16 protein-coding genes are annotated in these 16,195 nt (G+C 65.5%); 8 read left to right on the plus strand and 8 right to left on the minus strand.

Annotated elements, in window-relative coordinates; all coding sequences use genetic code 11:
* Positions 1–238: 238 nt before the first annotated feature.
* Positions 239–1,375: an alpha-hydroxy acid oxidase gene (locus Q0D31_RS23145; protein ID WP_291856476.1), complete on the plus strand. Its 1,137-nt coding sequence runs from the start codon at positions 239–241 to the stop codon at positions 1,373–1,375.
* A gap of 151 nt (positions 1,376–1,526) precedes the next feature.
* Here the strand turns inward: Q0D31_RS23145 and Q0D31_RS23150 are convergent, their stop codons facing one another.
* From Q0D31_RS23150 to Q0D31_RS23165, 4 genes are all read right to left on the minus strand, one after another.
* Complete coding sequence (locus tag Q0D31_RS23150; protein ID WP_291856478.1) at positions 1,527–2,366, minus strand: shikimate dehydrogenase; 840 nt, start codon at positions 2,364–2,366, stop codon at positions 1,527–1,529.
* A 132-nt stretch (positions 2,367–2,498) separates the two neighbouring features.
* Positions 2,499–4,547: an elongation factor G gene (locus Q0D31_RS23155; RefSeq protein ID WP_291856480.1), complete on the minus strand. Its 2,049-nt coding sequence runs from the start codon at positions 4,545–4,547 to the stop codon at positions 2,499–2,501.
* A 153-nt stretch (positions 4,548–4,700) separates the two neighbouring features.
* Entirely contained in the window at positions 4,701–5,177 is a 477-nt protein-coding gene (locus Q0D31_RS23160; protein WP_291856482.1) for a DUF992 domain-containing protein, read from the minus strand.
* 340 nt (positions 5,178–5,517) lie between these two features.
* Positions 5,518–6,720 carry a pyridoxal phosphate-dependent aminotransferase gene (locus tag Q0D31_RS23165; protein WP_291856484.1) on the minus strand — a complete coding sequence of 401 codons (1,203 nt, stop codon included), beginning with the start codon at positions 6,718–6,720 and terminating at the stop codon, positions 5,518–5,520.
* A 492-nt stretch (positions 6,721–7,212) separates the two neighbouring features.
* Here Q0D31_RS23165 and Q0D31_RS23170 point away from each other — a divergent pair, with 492 nt between their 5' ends.
* From Q0D31_RS23170 to Q0D31_RS23195, 6 genes are all read left to right on the plus strand, one after another.
* Positions 7,213–7,866, plus strand: a complete 654-nt coding sequence (locus Q0D31_RS23170; protein WP_291856487.1) for a glutathione S-transferase family protein — start codon at positions 7,213–7,215, stop codon at positions 7,864–7,866.
* Positions 7,867–7,995: 129 nt separating this feature from the next.
* Positions 7,996–9,156: a PQQ-dependent sugar dehydrogenase gene (locus Q0D31_RS23175; RefSeq protein ID WP_291856489.1), complete on the plus strand. Its 1,161-nt coding sequence runs from the start codon at positions 7,996–7,998 to the stop codon at positions 9,154–9,156.
* Positions 9,157–9,258: 102 nt separating this feature from the next.
* Positions 9,259–9,720: a GNAT family N-acetyltransferase gene (locus Q0D31_RS23180; protein ID WP_291856491.1), complete on the plus strand. Its 462-nt coding sequence runs from the start codon at positions 9,259–9,261 to the stop codon at positions 9,718–9,720.
* A 305-nt stretch (positions 9,721–10,025) separates the two neighbouring features.
* On the plus strand, positions 10,026–10,964 hold the full coding sequence (locus Q0D31_RS23185; RefSeq protein WP_291856493.1) for an aldo/keto reductase: 939 nt from the start codon (positions 10,026–10,028) through the stop codon (positions 10,962–10,964).
* Positions 10,965–11,051: 87 nt separating this feature from the next.
* Positions 11,052–11,273 (plus strand): hypothetical protein, encoded by a 222-nt coding sequence (locus tag Q0D31_RS23190; protein ID WP_291856495.1) that lies wholly within the window; start codon positions 11,052–11,054, stop codon positions 11,271–11,273.
* On the plus strand, positions 11,270–12,058 hold the full coding sequence (locus tag Q0D31_RS23195; RefSeq protein ID WP_291856498.1) for a methyltransferase domain-containing protein: 789 nt from the start codon (positions 11,270–11,272) through the stop codon (positions 12,056–12,058). The genes Q0D31_RS23190 and Q0D31_RS23195 overlap by 4 nt, the downstream gene beginning before the upstream one ends.
* Positions 12,059–12,206: 148 nt before the next feature.
* On the opposite strand, the gene Q0D31_RS23200 is transcribed toward Q0D31_RS23195, so the two are convergent.
* From Q0D31_RS23200 to Q0D31_RS23215, 4 genes are all read right to left on the minus strand, one after another.
* A complete protein-coding gene (locus Q0D31_RS23200; protein ID WP_291856500.1) occupies positions 12,207–12,983 on the minus strand; it encodes an outer membrane beta-barrel protein in 777 nt (258 codons plus the stop codon).
* 124 nt (positions 12,984–13,107) lie between these two features.
* Positions 13,108–13,296: a hypothetical protein gene (locus Q0D31_RS23205; protein ID WP_291856503.1), complete on the minus strand. Its 189-nt coding sequence runs from the start codon at positions 13,294–13,296 to the stop codon at positions 13,108–13,110.
* 176 nt (positions 13,297–13,472) lie between these two features.
* Positions 13,473–13,763, minus strand: coding sequence for a hypothetical protein (locus Q0D31_RS23210; RefSeq protein ID WP_291856505.1), 291 nt, complete (start codon positions 13,761–13,763; stop codon positions 13,473–13,475).
* A gap of 28 nt (positions 13,764–13,791) precedes the next feature.
* Entirely contained in the window at positions 13,792–14,553 is a 762-nt protein-coding gene (locus Q0D31_RS23215) for a sulfite exporter TauE/SafE family protein (RefSeq protein ID WP_291856506.1), read from the minus strand.
* Positions 14,554–14,893: 340 nt separating this feature from the next.
* On the opposite strand from Q0D31_RS23215, the gene Q0D31_RS23220 reads away from it, so the two are divergent.
* Positions 14,894–16,120, plus strand: coding sequence for an NAD(P)-binding domain-containing protein (locus Q0D31_RS23220; RefSeq protein WP_291856508.1), 1,227 nt, complete (start codon positions 14,894–14,896; stop codon positions 16,118–16,120).
* Positions 16,121–16,195: the final 75 nt, after the last annotated feature.

Raw genomic sequence — 16,195 nt, forward strand, 5'->3', positions numbered from 1 at the left:
TATAATCCCTCAGCCGCTAAAATGGCTTCAAAAAATATGATGAATCGTTACCGCCGCGGGGAACCGAAAATACCACATAACCAGCTGTTGTCGCTGGACATTCCAGCCCAACCGATGACACCGGGAAGCACGGCGACGCTTCGCGGGCGGGATGGCGATACCGCCGCGGGGGGCGATTTGGCGGGCCGCTTAACCATGGTAGAGGACAACGCAGCGACAGCAAGGGGCCGGGGACGCCATGAAGCACATCACCTGCATCGAGGATCTGCGCCAACTGCACAAGCGCCGCGTTCCCAGGGCCTTCTTCGACTATGCGGATCGCGGCTCCTACACCGAGGACACGCTGCGCGCCAATTCCGAGGATCTGCAGCAGATCAAGTTCCGCCAGAGGATCCTGGTCGACGTCTCCAGGCGCCACCTCTCCACCACCATCCTGGGCGAGCCCGCCGCGATGCCGCTGATCCTCGCGCCGGTCGGCCTGCTCGGCATGCAGCATGGTGACGGCGAGATCCACGCCTGCCGCGCCGCCCAGGCCGCCGGCATTCCCTTCACCCAAAGCACGATGTCGATCTGCTCGATCGAGGACATCGCCGCAGCCGTGGACAAGCCGTTCTGGTTCCAGCTTTACGTCATGAAGGACCGCGGCTTCATCAAGTCGCTGATCGAACGCGCGATCGCGGCCAAATGCAGCGCGCTGGTGCTGACCGTAGACCTGCAGGTGATCGGCCAGCGCCACCAGGACATCAAGAACGGCATGGCGGTGCCGCCGGAATGGTCGCTGTCGAAACTGCTCGACTTCGCCAGCAAGCCGGCCTGGGTCGCCGGCGTGCTGCGCGGCAAGCGCCGCAGCTTCGGCAACATCGTCGGCCACGTCAAAGGCACCGAAGACCTCACCAAGCTTTCGGAATGGACGGCGTCGCAGTTCGACACCTCGCTGAACTGGAAAGACCTCGACTGGATCCGCAGCATCTGGCCGGGCAAGCTGATCCTGAAAGGCATTCTCGACGTCGAGGACGCCGAGGAAGCCGCCAAAACCGGCGCGCAGGCGCTGGTCGTGTCCAACCATGGCGGCCGCCAGCTCGACGGCGCGCCGTCCTCGATCGAGGTATTGCCCGAGATCGTCGACGCGGTCGGCTCGAAGATGGAGATCATGTTCGACGGCGGCATCCGCTCCGGCCAGGACGTGATGCGGGCGCTGGCGCTCGGCGCCAAATCCTGCATGATCGGCCGCGCCTATGCCTACGGGCTCGGGGCCGGCGGCCAGGCCGGCGTCGCCAAGGCGATCGACATCATCGCCAAGGAGCTCACCACCACCATGGGCCTGTGCGGCGTCAACACGATCGCTGAGATCGACGATAACGTGCTGGCGATCTGAGATACCAAACGCAGTCATTCCGGGGCGATGCAAAGCATCGGACCCGGAATCTCGAGATTCCGGATTCGCGTCTTCGACGCGCTCCGGAATGACGCTTAGCCTCACGCCGGCGGTGTGATCCCGTCACAGCCGACATGGACGCGGCCCGCCTCTAGCGCGCCATGTTGGCCAGATCCGCCTCGACCAGCGCGCGAAGCTCGGCCGTCACCTCGGGGCGTTGCCCGAACCACAGTTCGAAGCCGCGCACCGCCTGGTGCAACAGCATGCCGAGTCCGTCGGCCGTCTTCAGCCCGCGCGCCCTTGACGCTTCCAGCAACGGCGTCTGCAGCGGCACATAGACGAGATCGGCGACGACGGCGTGGGGCGGCAGCCGGCCGACATCGAGCTCGAGCGGCGGCTGGCCGTGCATGCCGAGCGAGGTGGTGTTGACCAGCAAGGCCGCGCGCGGCAGCAGCTCGCTGATTGCATCCCACGCCACCGGCACCACGTCCGCGCCGAACTGGTCCGCCAGTGCTTTGGCGCGCGCGATCGTGCGGTTGGCGACATGCACGCGCCTGATCCCGCGTTCGAGCAGGCCGAACACCACCGCGCGCGACGCGCCGCCGGCGCCCAGCACCAGCGCGTCCTCGCACCTCGCCCAGCCGGGCGCGCAGGTGTCGAGGTTGTTGATGAAGCCTTCGACGTCGGTGTTGGTCGAGCACAGCTCGCCGTCCTGGTACCACAGCGTGTTGGCGGCCCCGACGACGCGCGCCTGCTCGTCCGGCTTCGACAGCGCCAGCGCGCGCTCCTTGTGCGGAATGGTGACGTTGGCGCCGACAAAGCCGCGCAAGGACAGCCGGAACAGGAAATCCTTGAACTCGTCGGGCGGCACCGCCTCGATCACATAGCCACCCTCGATGCCGAGCTTGCGCAGCCAGTAACGATGGATCAGCGGCGAGCGCGAATGCGCGGCCGGCCATCCGATCAGGCAGGCGGCGCGGGGTTTGGTCACGACAGCAACCTCCTCAAAGACGTCGATGGCCGGGATGAACCCGGCCACGACGATCAATTTATCTTCCCCGGAGGTGTGTCAAGCCGAACGCGCCGCCGCGGCCGATGAGACCGCGGCGATCCTGACGGCTAATCACGCCGCAACCCGGTGCGCGGCGATGATCTGGTCGGCGGCGCGGCCGGTGACCTCGGCCATGCGGTCGAACTGTCGGGTAAAGCCGCCGGCGCCGGCGGTGGCCGAGCGCAATTCCACGATCAGGTCGCCGATCTCGGCCTCCGGCATGGTGGCGCGGACGCAATCCCATCCCGGCCAGTTCTCGCGGGTGTCGAAGCCCAGGATCTGGCCGCGCCGCGATGACAGAATGGCGTTGATCTTTGCCGTCGCCTCGGTCGGGCAGACGATCTCCACCAGGTGGATCGGCTCCAGCAGCACCGGCTGGCACTGCGGCAGCGCCTCGCTCATGCCGATCCGCGCCGCGGTGCGGAAGGCGAGGTCGGAGGAGTCGACGCTGTGGTAGGAGCCGTCGGTCAGCGTCACCTGGACGTCGATGACGGGGAAGCCGAGCGGGCCCTTGGCGAGGCCGTCCACCACCCCCTCCTCCACCGCGCCGATATAGTTGCGCGGCACCGCGCCACCGACCACCTTTTCGTGGAATTCGAAGCCTGAGCCGCGCGGCATCGGCTTGATCTCCAGCACCACGTCGCCGAACTGGCCATGGCCGCCAGATTGCTTCTTGTGGCGGCCGCGCTGGGTGATCGATTTTCGGATGGTCTCCTGATAGCCGATCGCCGGCGGTTGCGATTTGACGTTGACGCCGAAGCGCTCCTTGAGCCGTTCCAGCGCCACGCGCAGATGCATCTCGCCCTGCCCCCATAGCACGATGTCGTGGGTCTGGGCGTTGTGGATCATGGTCAGCGACGGATCTTCCTCGTTCAGCCGTAACAGCGCTTGGCCGAGCTTGACGTCGTCCTTGCGGTCGATCGCCGCAAGCGACATCGCCAGCACCGGCGGTGTCGGCGCGATGCGGACCAGCGCCGTCGGCGCGGTCTTGCCGCTCGCCAGCGTGTCGCCGGTCTTGATCGCGTCGAGCTTGCCGAGCGCGACCGTCTCGCCCGCCTCCGCCGTCGCCCGCTTGGTGTCGTGCCCACCGCTGACCCCAAGGATGCCGGAGACCCGCCCCGCCTCGCCGGAGGAGGATTGCAGGATGGCGCCGTCGTCGAGGCGGCCGGCCAGCAGCCGCGACAGCGACAGCTTGCCGCCGTGTTGCGCATGCAGGGTCTTGAACACATAGGCCAGCGCGTCCTTCGGCGAGGATGCGCCGAGGCGTTTCGCGGTTTCGCTCACGCCGGGCGCTTCATGCCGCAGCGCCTTCATCAGCCGCAGCACGCCGTTTTCGCGCGAGGCCGCGCCGAGCAGCACCGGACAGATCAGGCCCTCGCGCAGTTCGCGGGCGAGGTCGTCGAAGACAGTGTCGCGGGGCGGCGGGATATCTTCCAGCAACTGCTCCATCAGCACGTCGTCATGATCGGCGAGCTTTTCCAGCATCGAGAACCGCGCTTCCTTTTCGCGGTCGAGATTGCCGCCTTCGAGCGCGATGACTTCGGAAGGCTTGTGCTCGCGGTAGACGAAGGCGCGCTCCAGTGCCAGATCGACGAAGCCTTCGATCAGGTCGCCGTTCCAGATCGGTATCTGCCGCAGCACCAGCGGCACGCGCGAGGCCGGCTGCAGGGTCGCCAGCGTTTCGCGGATGCGCTTGCTGGCACGGTCGATCTTGTTCAGGAAAAGAAAACGCGGAATCCGGAGATCCTCCAGTTCGCGCAGGATGATCTGCAGCTGCGGCAGCTTCTTCTCGTCAGCTTCGCAGACCACGACCGCGGCGTCGACCGCCGGCAGCGCGGCCCGCATGTCGTGCGCGAACTCGATCGAGCCGGGACAATCGATGAAGGTGTAGCTGTCGCCCATGAAGCTGGTGGTGGCGGCGGAGAGGCCGACGCCCATCTTGTGGTGGCGCGCCTCGGGGCTGGCATCGCCGACCGAGGTTCCAGCTTCGACGCTGCCGGCGCTCTTGATGGCGCCGGTTCGCGCCAATATCGCTTCGAGGAGTGTGGTTTTACCGCTCTGGAAAGGGCCCACCAGCGCAATGCACCGTGGACCACGGGGACTTCTGACGTCTTGTCCCATTGCCGCCTCCTTGTTTGGAGCTCGGCCCGTGATTGGGTCGGCGGTGCCGATGCTCCGCCCGCCGCGGGATTTTGGCAAGCGGGAAAATGTCGCTGTGTTGCGGCGTCAAATGCTTTCCGCTTGGACCGCTCCCCGCAACGACGAGGGAGAAAGTTACCGCCCCGGCCGCAGTTCCAGGCTTTCCAGCCCGGCGGCGATGGCAATGCCGACCTGGCCCTGCAGGCTGAGCGGCTGCAGCGCGATCGAATTCGCGGAGCCGCCGACCAGCACGTTGCCGCCGACGCCGACGCCGAGCGTCGCACTGCCTTGCACCCCGACATAGTTGCCGGACAGGTCGCCCGGCCCGAGCCGCACCACCGGCGCGAACACCGCCCAGGCCAGGGCCGATTCCTGGGTGATGCCGAGATCGAGGCCTACTTTACGGATGGTGGCGACGTAGCGATCTTCCGGCATGCCGTCGGCACGCAATACGCAGCCGAGATTGGTGACGGACCCGACGATGAAGCCGATGCTGGCGCCGCCGCGGCACTCCAGCACCCCGACCTGCACGCGCTGCATCGGCTGCGCGTGCGCGCCGCCGATCGACGAAGCCAGAGCGGCGAGCGCGCCAAGGATGAGGAAACGACGCATGAAAAATCTCCGGCTGAAAACTGTGACACGAGCGAAGAACCAAGAAATGCGCCGTGCCCGCGGCGCTTTGCGATTTGTGCCACAGCCTCGCAGGCCATGCCAGACCTTAACGGGGCTGAAGCGGGCCGTCTCCACGCGTTCGTCATTCCGGGGCGGCGCGAAGCGACGAACCCGGAATCTCGAGATTCCGGGTTCGATGCTGCGCATCGCCCCGGAATGACAGTTCAATAATCCAGCAAAACGGTCCGCTTGCGCGGGCCTGTCTAGACCATAACCTCGCTGGTGGCGCCAGAATTTGCGCAGGGATACGCGACGCCCCCCGCGCCACGAGGGAGACCGGCTATCTCAGATTGCCGCAAAAGCGCTGGATGCGCTTGCAGGCGTCTTCCAGATCGGAGGTCTTGGTCGCGTAGGAAACCCGGAACGCCGGCCCGAGCCCGAACGCCGAGCCCTGCACGACGGCGACGCCTTCGCTCTCCAGGAGTTCGGTGACGAAATCCTCGTCGTTGGCGATCACCTTGCCGGAGGGCGAGGTCTTGCCGATGGTGCCGGCGCAGGACGGATAGACGTAGAACGCGCCCTCGGGCCGCGGGCATTCTAGCCCCTTGGCCTGGTTCAGCATGGCAACCACGAGGTCGCGGCGCTCCTTGAACACCTTGTTGTGGGCCGGGATGAAGTCCTGCGGACCGTTCAGCGCCTCGACCGAGGCCCACTGCGCGATCGACGACGGGTTGGATGTCGATTGCGACTGGATCGTCGCCATCGCCTTGATCAGTTCGGCGGGACCGCCGGCATAGCCGATACGCCAGCCGGTCATGCAATAGGCTTTCGATACCCCGTTCACCGTCAGGGTGCGGTCGTACAGTTTCGGTTCGACCTGTGCGGGCGTCGCGAACACGAAGTCGTCATAGACCAGGTGCTCGTACATGTCGTCGGTCATCACCCAGACATGCGGATACTTCACCAGCACGTCCGTGATCGCCTTCAACTGGGCGCGCGTATAGGCGGCGCCGGTCGGGTTCGACGGCGAGCAGAGAATGATCCATTTGGTCTTCGGCGTGATCGCCTTTTCCAGATCAGCCGGACTAAGCTTGAAGCCGTTCGCCGCGGTACAGACGATCGGCACCGACTCGCCGCCGGCCAGCGCCACCATTTCCGGGTAGCTCACCCAGTACGGCGCGGGGATGATGACCTCGTCGCCAGGGTTGATGGTCGCCATCAGCGCATTGTAGAGCACCTGCTTGCCGCCGGTGCTGACGATGATCTGGTTGGCCTTGTAGGTCAGCCCGTTCTCGCGCAGGAACTTGGCGGCGATCGCCTCCTTCAACTCGGGAATGCCGCCGACATCGGTGTACTTGGTCTTGCCGGCCTCGATGGCGCGGATCGCCGCCAGCTTGATGTTGGCCGGGGTGTCGAAATCCGGCTCGCCGGCGCCCAGCCCGATGACGTTGCGCCCCGCCGCTTTCAGCGCACGCGCCTTGTCCGTGACCGCGATGGTCGCGGACGGCTTCACACGGGCGAGCGCAGCGGACAGGAAGGGCATCATTGTCTCCTGGCAAACGTCGTGAATTCACGATTCCACGACGGTTCTGGATGGGATCGGGCCACCCTACGGCGCAGCGCGTTGCACCGCAAGAAGCTTGGCTGCGCCGACCCAAGCTTTAAACCGGCTCGGTACGGTCGGAGCAATGCGAGCGCAAGATTCAAAAACCGCGTCAAAATGGCTCACAAAAGGAAAGGGTTGCAAGTCTGCGATCCATCTAACGGAAAATGCCTTCACCCCTCGCCTGCAGTCTGAACCTGCCGCTCCGTCTGCGGCTCGCCCTGCATCGCGCGTGCCCGATCTTGTATGATTGGGCCGGACAACAGAATCATTCCGCCCGGGTGCAGTGCGGTAGAGGTTTTCGACTTTTTCGATGTGCAGGTCTTGCTCCATATTCGTATCGGCACCATTGTTTGGCCGCGTTGCGGCGCGAAAGCTTGCGGTTGATGCGCGGCGTGATCGCAGCCCCTGATCGAATGAAACCTGGAAGACATGTACAAGCTCTATTCGATGCAGCGTTCAGGCAACAGCTACAAGGTCCGCCTTGCGCTGGCGCTGCTCAACGCACCCTATCAGTCGATCGAAGTCGACATTCTCAGCGGCGAGAGCCGCACGCCGGAGTTTCTTGCGAAGAACCCGAGTGGGCAGGTCCCGCTGCTGGAAGTCGCCGACGGACGCTATCTCGCCGAGTCCAACGCCATCCTCTGGTATGTTTGCGGCGGCACCTCGCTGGCTCCGGAGTCGCGGATCGAGCGCGCCGAAGCGCTGCAATGGATGTTTTTCGAACAGCATGCGCTCGAGCCCAATATCGGCGCCGCCTATTTCTGGCTGTCGCTGGTCAAAGGCGGCCGCGACTTGCAGACCCACGCGCTTGAAGACTGGATGGAGCGCGGCTACGCGGCGCTTCAGGTGATGGAAAACCATCTCAAGACCCACGCCTATTTCGCCGCCGGGCAACTGACGGTCGCCGACATCGCGGTGTACGGCTACACCCACGTCGCCGACCGCGCGGACTTCGAACTCTCAACCTTCCCCGCCATTCGCGCCTGGTTGCACCGGGTCGAGCAAACCCCTGGTTTCGTCACCATGGACTGGCAGCCTGGAACCGAAATCAACGACCCCTCCCGCATCGCCGCCGGGGCGTGAGCGCCGACGCTGCCTGCAGAGTCTTCTCACTTTCGCGCGAGAACGCGCCTCCATGACAAAAATGCGCTGGAATGGCGTTAGTCTCTGAACGCCTTGGCCACTTTGACGCCGCATCGCGATCGGAGCGAGATGAAAACCCCTGCTGGACTTGCGACCGTCGCACTGACGGCAGCGACATTGTTTTCGGGATCAGTCCTGAGCCTCACCGGCGCGCGTGGCGAGGCGCCGACGTTCGCTTCGTCAGCGGGCGAACTCGAAGTCCGCACCATTGCGCGCGGCCTCGTCAATCCGTGGGCGCTGGCCTTTCTGCCTGATGGAACCATGCTGGTCACCGAGCGGCCGGGACGTTTGCGGGTCGTAAAGTCGGACGGAAACATCTCGCCGCCCGTCAACGGCGTTCCCGAGGTCTGGGCCTCCGGCCAGGGTGGCCTGCTCGACGTCGTCACCGACAGATCCTTCACACAGAACAGGACGATCTATTTCTGCTACGCCGAGCGGGCCGATGGCGGCGGGCGTACCGCGGTCGCGCGGGCGCGGCTCGGCGACGGCAACAGCCGCCTTGACGAGGTCAAGGTGATCTTCCGCCAGCAGGGACCGCTATCATCGGGCAATCATTATGGCTGCCGCATCGCTCAGGCGGACGACGGCAATCTGTTCGTCACGCTCGGCGATCACTTTGCTGCCCGCGATCAGGCGCAGTCGCTCGGCGATCATCTCGGCAAGGTGATCCGGATCGCGCCCGACGGCTCGGTACCGTCAGGCAACCCGTTCCTCGGCCGCGCCGACGCCAGGCCGGAAATCTGGAGCTATGGCCACCGTAACGCCCAGTCGCTCGCCATCCGTCCCTCTTCCGGCGAACTCTGGGAAATCGAGCACGGCCCGCGCGGCGGCGACGAGGTCAATGTGATCGGAAAGGGCAAGAATTACGGCTGGCCCGTGATCGGCTACGGCGTGGACTATAGCGGCGCCAGAATCCACGACGCCACCGCGAAGGACGGCATGGAGCAGCCGGTCAAGTACTGGGTGCCGTCGATTGCGCCGTCGGGCATGACCTTCTACACCGGCGCGCTGTTTCCGCAATGGTCGGGCAGCCTGTTCACCGGCGCCTTGCGCGGCGCGATGCTGGTGCGGCTGACGCTAAACGGAAACACGGTCACGGCGGAGGAACGCCTGCTGCAAGACCTGAACGCGCGGATCAGGGACGTGCGCCAGGGTCCGGACGGCGCGCTGTGGTTGCTGACGGACAGTTCGTCGGGCCGACTGTTGCGGGTGGCGCCGGCCGGGAAATGACCTGCGCTTGCGCCGGATTGATCTGGTCGGGCCGCACCGGTAACAGGGATGGGCCACCCGCGCGGCTCGGCGCCGCTCCCTCCATCGAGACGGAATCACCTGATGACCGGCGATCGCACCATCCGCTTCGTCACCCGCCAGGACTACGCGCAATGGCTGCCGCTGTGGGACGGCTACAACGCTTTCTACGGCCGTTCGGGACCGACCGCGCTGGCGCCCGAGATCACTGCGATGACATGGTCGCGCTTCTTCGACGACTATGAGCCGATGCATGCGCTGGCGGCGGAAAGCGGCGGCGAACTGCTCGGGCTGACGCATTACCTGTTTCACCGCAGCACCACCCTGATCGAGCCGAACTGCTATCTGCAGGATCTCTTCACCAGCGCCGCAGCGCGCGGCAAGGGCGTCGGGCGCGCGCTGATCAACGGCGTCTACGAACAGGCGAAGCTCGCCGGCGGATCCCGCGTCTACTGGCAGACGCACGAAACCAACCTCACCGCCATGCAGCTCTACGACAAGGTGGCGGAGCGCTCCGGCTTCCTGATCTATCGCAAGCTGCTGTGAGGCCCCGGTGGCGGATCTTGCCGGCGCCATATGGATGATCGAGCATGTCATGGGCGCGTAACACGACGCGGCTAGCCTGCGCCCGCGCGTGATCGGGCCCCCCGTCTTGGATCCCGCGCCCCAAGCGGTCCCCGTCAGTCGCCGCGCCTGACCGGGACCGCAATTTTTTTTGCCGACATCTGACCCTATTCTCCCAAGATAGGTGCCGCGCCCTGAGGTCGCGGTAGTCGCGCACCTTGCGGCCATTGTTGGCGCGGGCCACAATGCGGGCCTCTCGCCCCGCGCTTTTCCGACAGGATCAAATTATGCAAATTCGCAATCTCGGCGGCTCCGGCCTGCGCGTTTCCGCCGTCGGTCTTGGCTGCAACAATTTCGGCCAGCGCACCGATCTGGAAACCTCACGCAAGGTGATCCACAAGGCGATCGACCTCGGCATCACGCTGTTCGACACCGCCGACATCTATGCCGGCATGGGCGGCTCGGAGACCGTGCTCGGCGCCGTGCTCGGCGACCGCCGCAAGGACATCGTGCTGGCGACGAAATACGCCAAGCCCATGAGCAACGACGGCACCAAGCAGGGCGCCTCGCGCCGCTACATCATGTCGGCGGTCGAAGCCAGCCTGACCCGGCTGAAGACCGACTACATCGACCTCTACCAACAGCACGATTACGACCCGCTGACGCCGATGGAAGAAACCTTGCGCGCGCTCGACGATCTCGTTCGCCAGGGCAAGGTGCGCTACCTCGGCAATTCGAATTTTCCGGCCTGGCGCATCGCCGAAGCCGAACTGATGGCGCGGCAGATGAACCTCAACCGCTTCGTCTCGTGCCAGGACGAATACAGCCTGGTGGTGCGCGGCATCGAAAATGATCTGTTGCCCGCCGCGCAGGAATACAAGCTCGGCCTGCTGCCGTTCTTCCCGCTGGCGAGCGGGCTTCTCACCGGCAAATATAAGCGCGGCGCGGCAGCGCCCGCCGACACCCGCTTCGCCAAGGCGCCCGCGCTGAAGGATCGTTACGTCACGCCGCGCAACGAGGACATCGTCGAAAGGCTGCAGGCGTTTGCGCAAGTGCGCGGCCACACCATGCTCGAACTCGCCTTCTCCTGGCTGGCCTGCCGCCCGCAGGTCGCAAGCGTCATCGCCGGCGCCACCCGCGTCGAACAGATCGAGCAGAACGTGAAAGCGATCAGCTGGAACTTGAGCGCGGAAGAGATCGCGGAGATCGACGGGATCACGAAGTAACCCTCGTCATTCCGGGATGCGCCAAAGCCGCAGACCCGGAGTCCATTTCACCGCTGCCTATATGAGAATTGGGACGCCGCCCTGTCGATGACAAACCGCCTTGAAAACCAGTCCACGCGCCGCCTCGCCTGCGCCGGCTGCGGCGTCGAATTCGGCTGCAGCCCGTCCGGGCCGTGCTGGTGCAGCGCGGAGGCCTTCCGTCTGCCGATGCCGACCGACGGCGGTGACTGCCTGTGCCCGGACTGCCTGCGCAAGGCCGCCGCCGCGAGGCCCCCATCGGCCATACTTTCTGAGGGAGACCCGGTATGACCGAACAAACCATTCGCTTCGAGGACGGCGCAGGCTACGAGCAGATGATGGGCGTCTGGAGCCGGCTCGTGGGCGAGGTGTTTCTGCCCTGGCTGGCGCCGCCGCCGGGCCAGCGATGGATCGATGTCGGCTGCGGCAACGGGGCCTTCACCGAGTTGCTGGTCGATCGCTGCGCCCCCGCGGCGGTCGAGGGGATTGATCCGTCCGAGGGACAGCTTGCGTTCGCGCGCACGCGGCCCGCGGCGCGGCTGGCAAAATTCACCATCGGCGACGCCATGGCGCTGCCGTTCCCCGCTGCCAGCTTCGATATGGCCGTGATGGCGCTGGTGCTGGTGTTCGTGCCCGATCCGCGCAAGGGCGTCGAGGAGATGGTTCGGGTCGTGAGGCCGGGCGGCACCGTCGCGACCTACATGTGGGATATGCTGGGCGGCGGGTTTCCGCTGGACCCCGTTATTGTCGAGATGCGGGCGATGGGCCTCGCGCCGACCCGCCCGCCGCAGATGGAGGCATCCCGGACGCAAGCGCTGCGCGATCTGTGGAACGAAGCCGGCCTCCGGGAGGTGGCGACGCGGGAGATTACCGTGTGGCGCACCTTCGAGAATTTTGACCAGCTATGGTCGGCCAAGCAGAAGTCGCCGACGATTGGCCCGACCATCGCGGCGCTGAAATCTCGGGACCTCCAAACGCTGCAGGATCGGGTGCGGACCCGCCTGCCCGCCGACGCCGAAGGACGCATCACCTACGCGGCGACGGCGAACGCGATCAAGGGCCGCGTGCCGGCGTGACGCCCGCCGCCTCGGATGGCGTGACGCGTTCAAGAAAACACCCGCGCCGGCAGAAGCGGGCGCGGGTGATTCGGTAAACGAGTCGTTGAGTTTGCTTCCACCGGAAGAGTCCCGATCTGTCGGACTCTTCCGGCCTCGTTGATGGATATCAGTAACGCATCGCTGCCGGGCCGCCGAAGCGGTAGTTGATGCGGGCCGTCACCAGGTCCACGTCCTGACCGATGCTGTTGGTGGTGGCTACTCCGGCCGGAGCGGCGGCGAAGGCCAGCGTGTCGCGTTCGAGGAAGATGTGGTTGTATTCGACGCCGAACGACCAGTTTGGCGCGAAGCCGAACTCCATGCCGACGCCGACGGTGCCGCCCCAGCGCGTGTCGTCGGTCGAGTTGATCAGCGCGTTGCCGGCGGTGAAGGTATGGAAGTATCGGTTGTCGACCACCGCCGCGCCGCCCTTGACGTAGAGCAGGACGTTGTTCCAGGCGTAACCGACCTGGCCGGTGAACAGCCCGAACGCCCTGAGCCTGGAGTTGATGGTCAGGTCTCCGGGCGCGACGACGAAGGCCGGGGACGAAACCCGCGAGCCATCCAGATCAGCCCAATTGCCCTGCGCTTCGAGACCGAACACGAAGGCGTTGCTCTGCCAGCGATAGCCGACCTGGCCGCCCGCGACGATACCATCGGAATCATGGCAGCCTTGGTCGGCGGTGAATGGCGCGCCAGCGAAGCTAACGAAGTTCCAGCAATTGCGCGTCGTTCCGTAGCCGGCGTTGCCGCCGATGTAGAAGCCGCTCCAGTCGTAGACGGTAGCGACCGCCGGCGGCGGGGCCTTGGTATAGGGGCGGGCAGCCATGTCGGCCGCCGACGCTGAAACCACCATCGCGCCCGTCGCGGCAGCGACGGTGAGCGACAGCAAGGACAACTTCTTCATCTCATTCTCTCCTGATCGAATTGGTGACGGGAGAATAGGCTGATTTGTTCATCTTGCATGTATCCGGGGAGTCACATCGAACGGTAAGTGTTCCCAAGTTGGGTTCCATCGCGGGGCGGCCAGCCTACCGGTCTGCTTCCGTTGACTGCCTGCCATACCGGAGCTTCTCGCGCTCGAAGGCAATGTAGTCCTTGACCAGCTTCTCAAGGCTGCTGGCCAACAGCTGCCGGCGTGCAGGCGTATTCAGGCCGCGCTCGCTGGAAAGGGCAAAACCCGCCAGTTCACGGCACTTTTCAGTAACGGAATCGGACATGAGCATCCAAGAAAGAATATCGAATCTTTAGAGAAACGCTGGGGTCAACGTGGGAGAACGAGGGCCGTTGACCCTTGGATCACTCGCCCGTGGAAGTTGTTTTTTCAGCGGCATCTCGCAAAAAAGGTGGGAGTTCTAGGCGTCGTCGACGGCATCGCGGTTGCGCCACAAAGAAGTCAGGGAATGGTCACGATTGACTTCGACGTGTCGCCCCCAGCCTCGACCTGATGGGCCGCGCCGCTGCGGCCACGCTCGCGCAGCAACCTGGCCCCGCCCTCGGTTACCGTCACCTGCAGCCCCTCAATTGTCGGTCGGCGCGCGACATAACCGCGATCGACGGCGTCCTCCCAGATGGTCAGCCGCGGACACGAGGTCCGCCACGTTTCGATCACGTCGGAATAAGACCTTGGCTCGCGCGCGATCCATTCGACGAGATCGAGCAACAGCGCGTCCGTCGTCTCGGTCATCGGGCTCCTCCGCTCAAAAACCTTCAACTCAAAACGCCATCGCGCCCTCGCGCGTGACCAGCAGCCAGCTGCCATAGAGGATGTAATAGCAGGCGACCGTGGTGATCAACCGGTTGGCCCAGGTGCGAAACTGCAGGTCGCTCATCGCCTCGAGGATCCGCCGCGCCAGCGTGGTGCCGAGCATCGAGGCTGCGATCGCCACCGCCGCCAGCACCGGATCGAGGGTCGCGGCCTGCTCGATGATGCCGCCGAAATAGACCAGTTTGATGAAGTGGCTGGCGACCTGGCAGGCGGCTTTGGTGGCGACCACCTCGCGGCGGCCGAAATTGCCGCCGAGAAAGAAGGTGTCCATGAGCGGACCCGACACCCCGGTCATCAGCATCAGCCCGAGGCAGATGAAGCCGTAGAAGCTTCCCTGCCAGATGCTTTCGGGATTGGGCTTCAAATTCCTCGGCATCAGCCGTGCCATGAACGGCGTGACCCCGAGCAGCAAGAGCGCGATCGGCTTGTCCGGCACGTAGCGGGTGAGCGACCAGACGCCGAGCGCCAGCGCGGCGCCCATCAGATAGACCAGCACCGGCCGCCAGCGGATATGCGCCCGCCACAATATCGCGCGCCAGCCGTTCGAGGCCATCTGCGTGATCGCGTGCAGCACCATCGCGGTCGGCAGCGGCATCAGCGTCAGGAGCACGCCGATCAGGATCATGCCGCCGGCCATGCCGAACAGGCCCGACAGGAAGGCGGTGGCGACCATCAGCGCGCCAAGGGCCGCGATCATCAGCGAGGTCATCGAAGAATCTCCCGCGCAGGGCTGAAAAAATTGGCGCCCTGCCTCTTCTCCCTCTCCCCGCACTTTTGCGGGGAGAGGGTCGGGGTGAGTGGCTGCTTCCGCGAACCCGGTGACTTCCGGACTCGCGGAAACTCCCCCTCACCCGATATTCAAGCTGCGCTCGAATATCGACCTCTCCCCGCGAGCGGGGCGAGGTCAGGAAGCGAGCACTCTGAAATCACCCTAAGGCCCTTACGCCTACCCTTCTGCCTTGCTTGTCGCGCGCGCGCAAACCGGGTTACCGTGCCGGGCACCTTTTCCACGGCGTCAAGGCGTTCGAAGCGCGCCGCCAGGGCCCGCCATGCCGGACGAGAAAATCGAGACGCTGGTGATCGGCGGCGGCCAGGCCGGCCTGGTCATGAGCCATCGACTCAAGCAGCGCGGGCTTCCGCACCTCGTGCTGGAGCGGCGACGGATCGCCGAACGCTGGCGCAGCGAGCGCTGGGACGGGCTGGCATTCCAGTTTCCGAACTGGTCGGTGCGGCTGCCGGACTTTCCGTTTCCGCACGGCGATCCCGATGCGTTCGCGACCACCGCCGAGATCGTGAAATTCATCGACGCCTACGCCGAATTCGTCGCCCCACCGATCCGCTGCGGCGTCGAGGTGACGCGGCTGTCGCGGCGCGACGGTGCCGGCTTCGTCGCCGAGACGCCGAGCGGCGCGATCGAAGCCCGCAATGTCGTTGTCGCCACCGGCCCCTATCAGCGCGCGCTCATTCCGCCGCTGTTGCGCGGGCATCCGGTGTTTCAGGTCCATGCCAGCAATTACAAGAATCCCGAGCAGCTTCCCTCGGGCGCGGTGCTGGTGGTCGGCGCCGGCGCGTCGGGCGCGCAGATCGCCGAGGAGTTGCTGCGGGCCGGCCGCCGCGTCCATCTCTCGGTCGGCACCCACCGCCGGCTGCCGCGCCGCTACCGCGGCCGCGACCTGATCTGGTGGCTCGCCGAAATCGGCATCGACCGGACCCCGACTGCGCAGCGCGGTCCCTCGGTGTTGGGGCCGGTGATCTCGGGCGCCTATGGCGGCCGCACCATCGACCTCAGGCGCTTCGCCGCCGACGGCATGGTGTTGGTCGGACGCCTGACGGCCGCGCGCAACGGGGTGATCGAAATCGCGCCCGATCTCGCCGCCAATCTCGCAGGCGGCGATCTCGTCTATGCCGGCTTCCTCGACATGGTCGACGCCTATGTCAGGCAGCGCGGCCTCGATTTGCCTGACGATCCGGACGCGCGGGCGATGCTGCCCGATCCCGCTTGCGTCACCGTGCCGCGGCGCCGTCTCGACCTCGGCGCCGATGGGATCAGCGCGGTGATCTGGGCCACCGGCTACGGCGTCGATTTCGGCTGGATCGATCTGCCGGTTATCGACGGCGGCGGCGAAGCGGTGCACCGGGACGGCATCACCGCCCTGCCCGGCCTGTATTTCCTCGGCCTGCCCTGGCTGTCCAGGATGAACTCCTCGTTCCTGTCCGGCGTCGGCGACGACGCAGAGGTGATCGCCGAGCATATTCTCGCGCGGCGCTGGCGATGACGGCCGTTGCTTGAAAAACTTCACAACATGTGAAGCCGTTCACAACCGGCTCCGCCGCGCCGTGGTTGGCTGCCG

This window comes from Bradyrhizobium sp. (genome assembly GCF_022844465.1).
Lineage (GTDB): Bacteria > Pseudomonadota > Alphaproteobacteria > Rhizobiales > Xanthobacteraceae > Bradyrhizobium.

Excerpts from the sequence above, each read along its gene's own strand:
- Q0D31_RS23185 (WP_291856493.1), top strand. The coding sequence starts at position 10,026 with ATGCAAATTCGCAATCTCGGCGGCTCCGGCCTGCGCGTTTCCGCCGTC.
- Q0D31_RS23195 (WP_291856498.1), top strand. The coding sequence starts at position 11,270 with ATGACCGAACAAACCATTCGCTTCGAGGACGGCGCAGGCTACGAGCAG.
- Q0D31_RS23175 (WP_291856489.1), top strand. The coding sequence starts at position 7,996 with ATGAAAACCCCTGCTGGACTTGCGACCGTCGCACTGACGGCAGCGACA.
- Q0D31_RS23160 (WP_291856482.1), bottom strand. The coding sequence starts at position 5,177 with ATGCGTCGTTTCCTCATCCTTGGCGCGCTCGCCGCTCTGGCTTCGTCG.
- Q0D31_RS23170 (WP_291856487.1), top strand. The coding sequence starts at position 7,213 with ATGTACAAGCTCTATTCGATGCAGCGTTCAGGCAACAGCTACAAGGTC.
- Q0D31_RS23215 (WP_291856506.1), bottom strand. The coding sequence starts at position 14,553 with ATGACCTCGCTGATGATCGCGGCCCTTGGCGCGCTGATGGTCGCCACC.
- Q0D31_RS23145 (WP_291856476.1), top strand. The coding sequence starts at position 239 with ATGAAGCACATCACCTGCATCGAGGATCTGCGCCAACTGCACAAGCGC.
- Q0D31_RS23205 (WP_291856503.1), bottom strand. The coding sequence starts at position 13,296 with ATGTCCGATTCCGTTACTGAAAAGTGCCGTGAACTGGCGGGTTTTGCC.
- Q0D31_RS23180 (WP_291856491.1), top strand. The coding sequence starts at position 9,259 with ATGACCGGCGATCGCACCATCCGCTTCGTCACCCGCCAGGACTACGCG.
- Q0D31_RS23220 (WP_291856508.1), top strand. The coding sequence starts at position 14,894 with ATGCCGGACGAGAAAATCGAGACGCTGGTGATCGGCGGCGGCCAGGCC.
- Q0D31_RS23190 (WP_291856495.1), top strand. The coding sequence starts at position 11,052 with ATGACAAACCGCCTTGAAAACCAGTCCACGCGCCGCCTCGCCTGCGCC.
- Q0D31_RS23210 (WP_291856505.1), bottom strand. The coding sequence starts at position 13,763 with ATGACCGAGACGACGGACGCGCTGTTGCTCGATCTCGTCGAATGGATC.
- Q0D31_RS23155 (WP_291856480.1), bottom strand. The coding sequence starts at position 4,547 with ATGGGACAAGACGTCAGAAGTCCCCGTGGTCCACGGTGCATTGCGCTG.
- Q0D31_RS23200 (WP_291856500.1), bottom strand. The coding sequence starts at position 12,983 with ATGAAGAAGTTGTCCTTGCTGTCGCTCACCGTCGCTGCCGCGACGGGC.
- Q0D31_RS23165 (WP_291856484.1), bottom strand. The coding sequence starts at position 6,720 with ATGCCCTTCCTGTCCGCTGCGCTCGCCCGTGTGAAGCCGTCCGCGACC.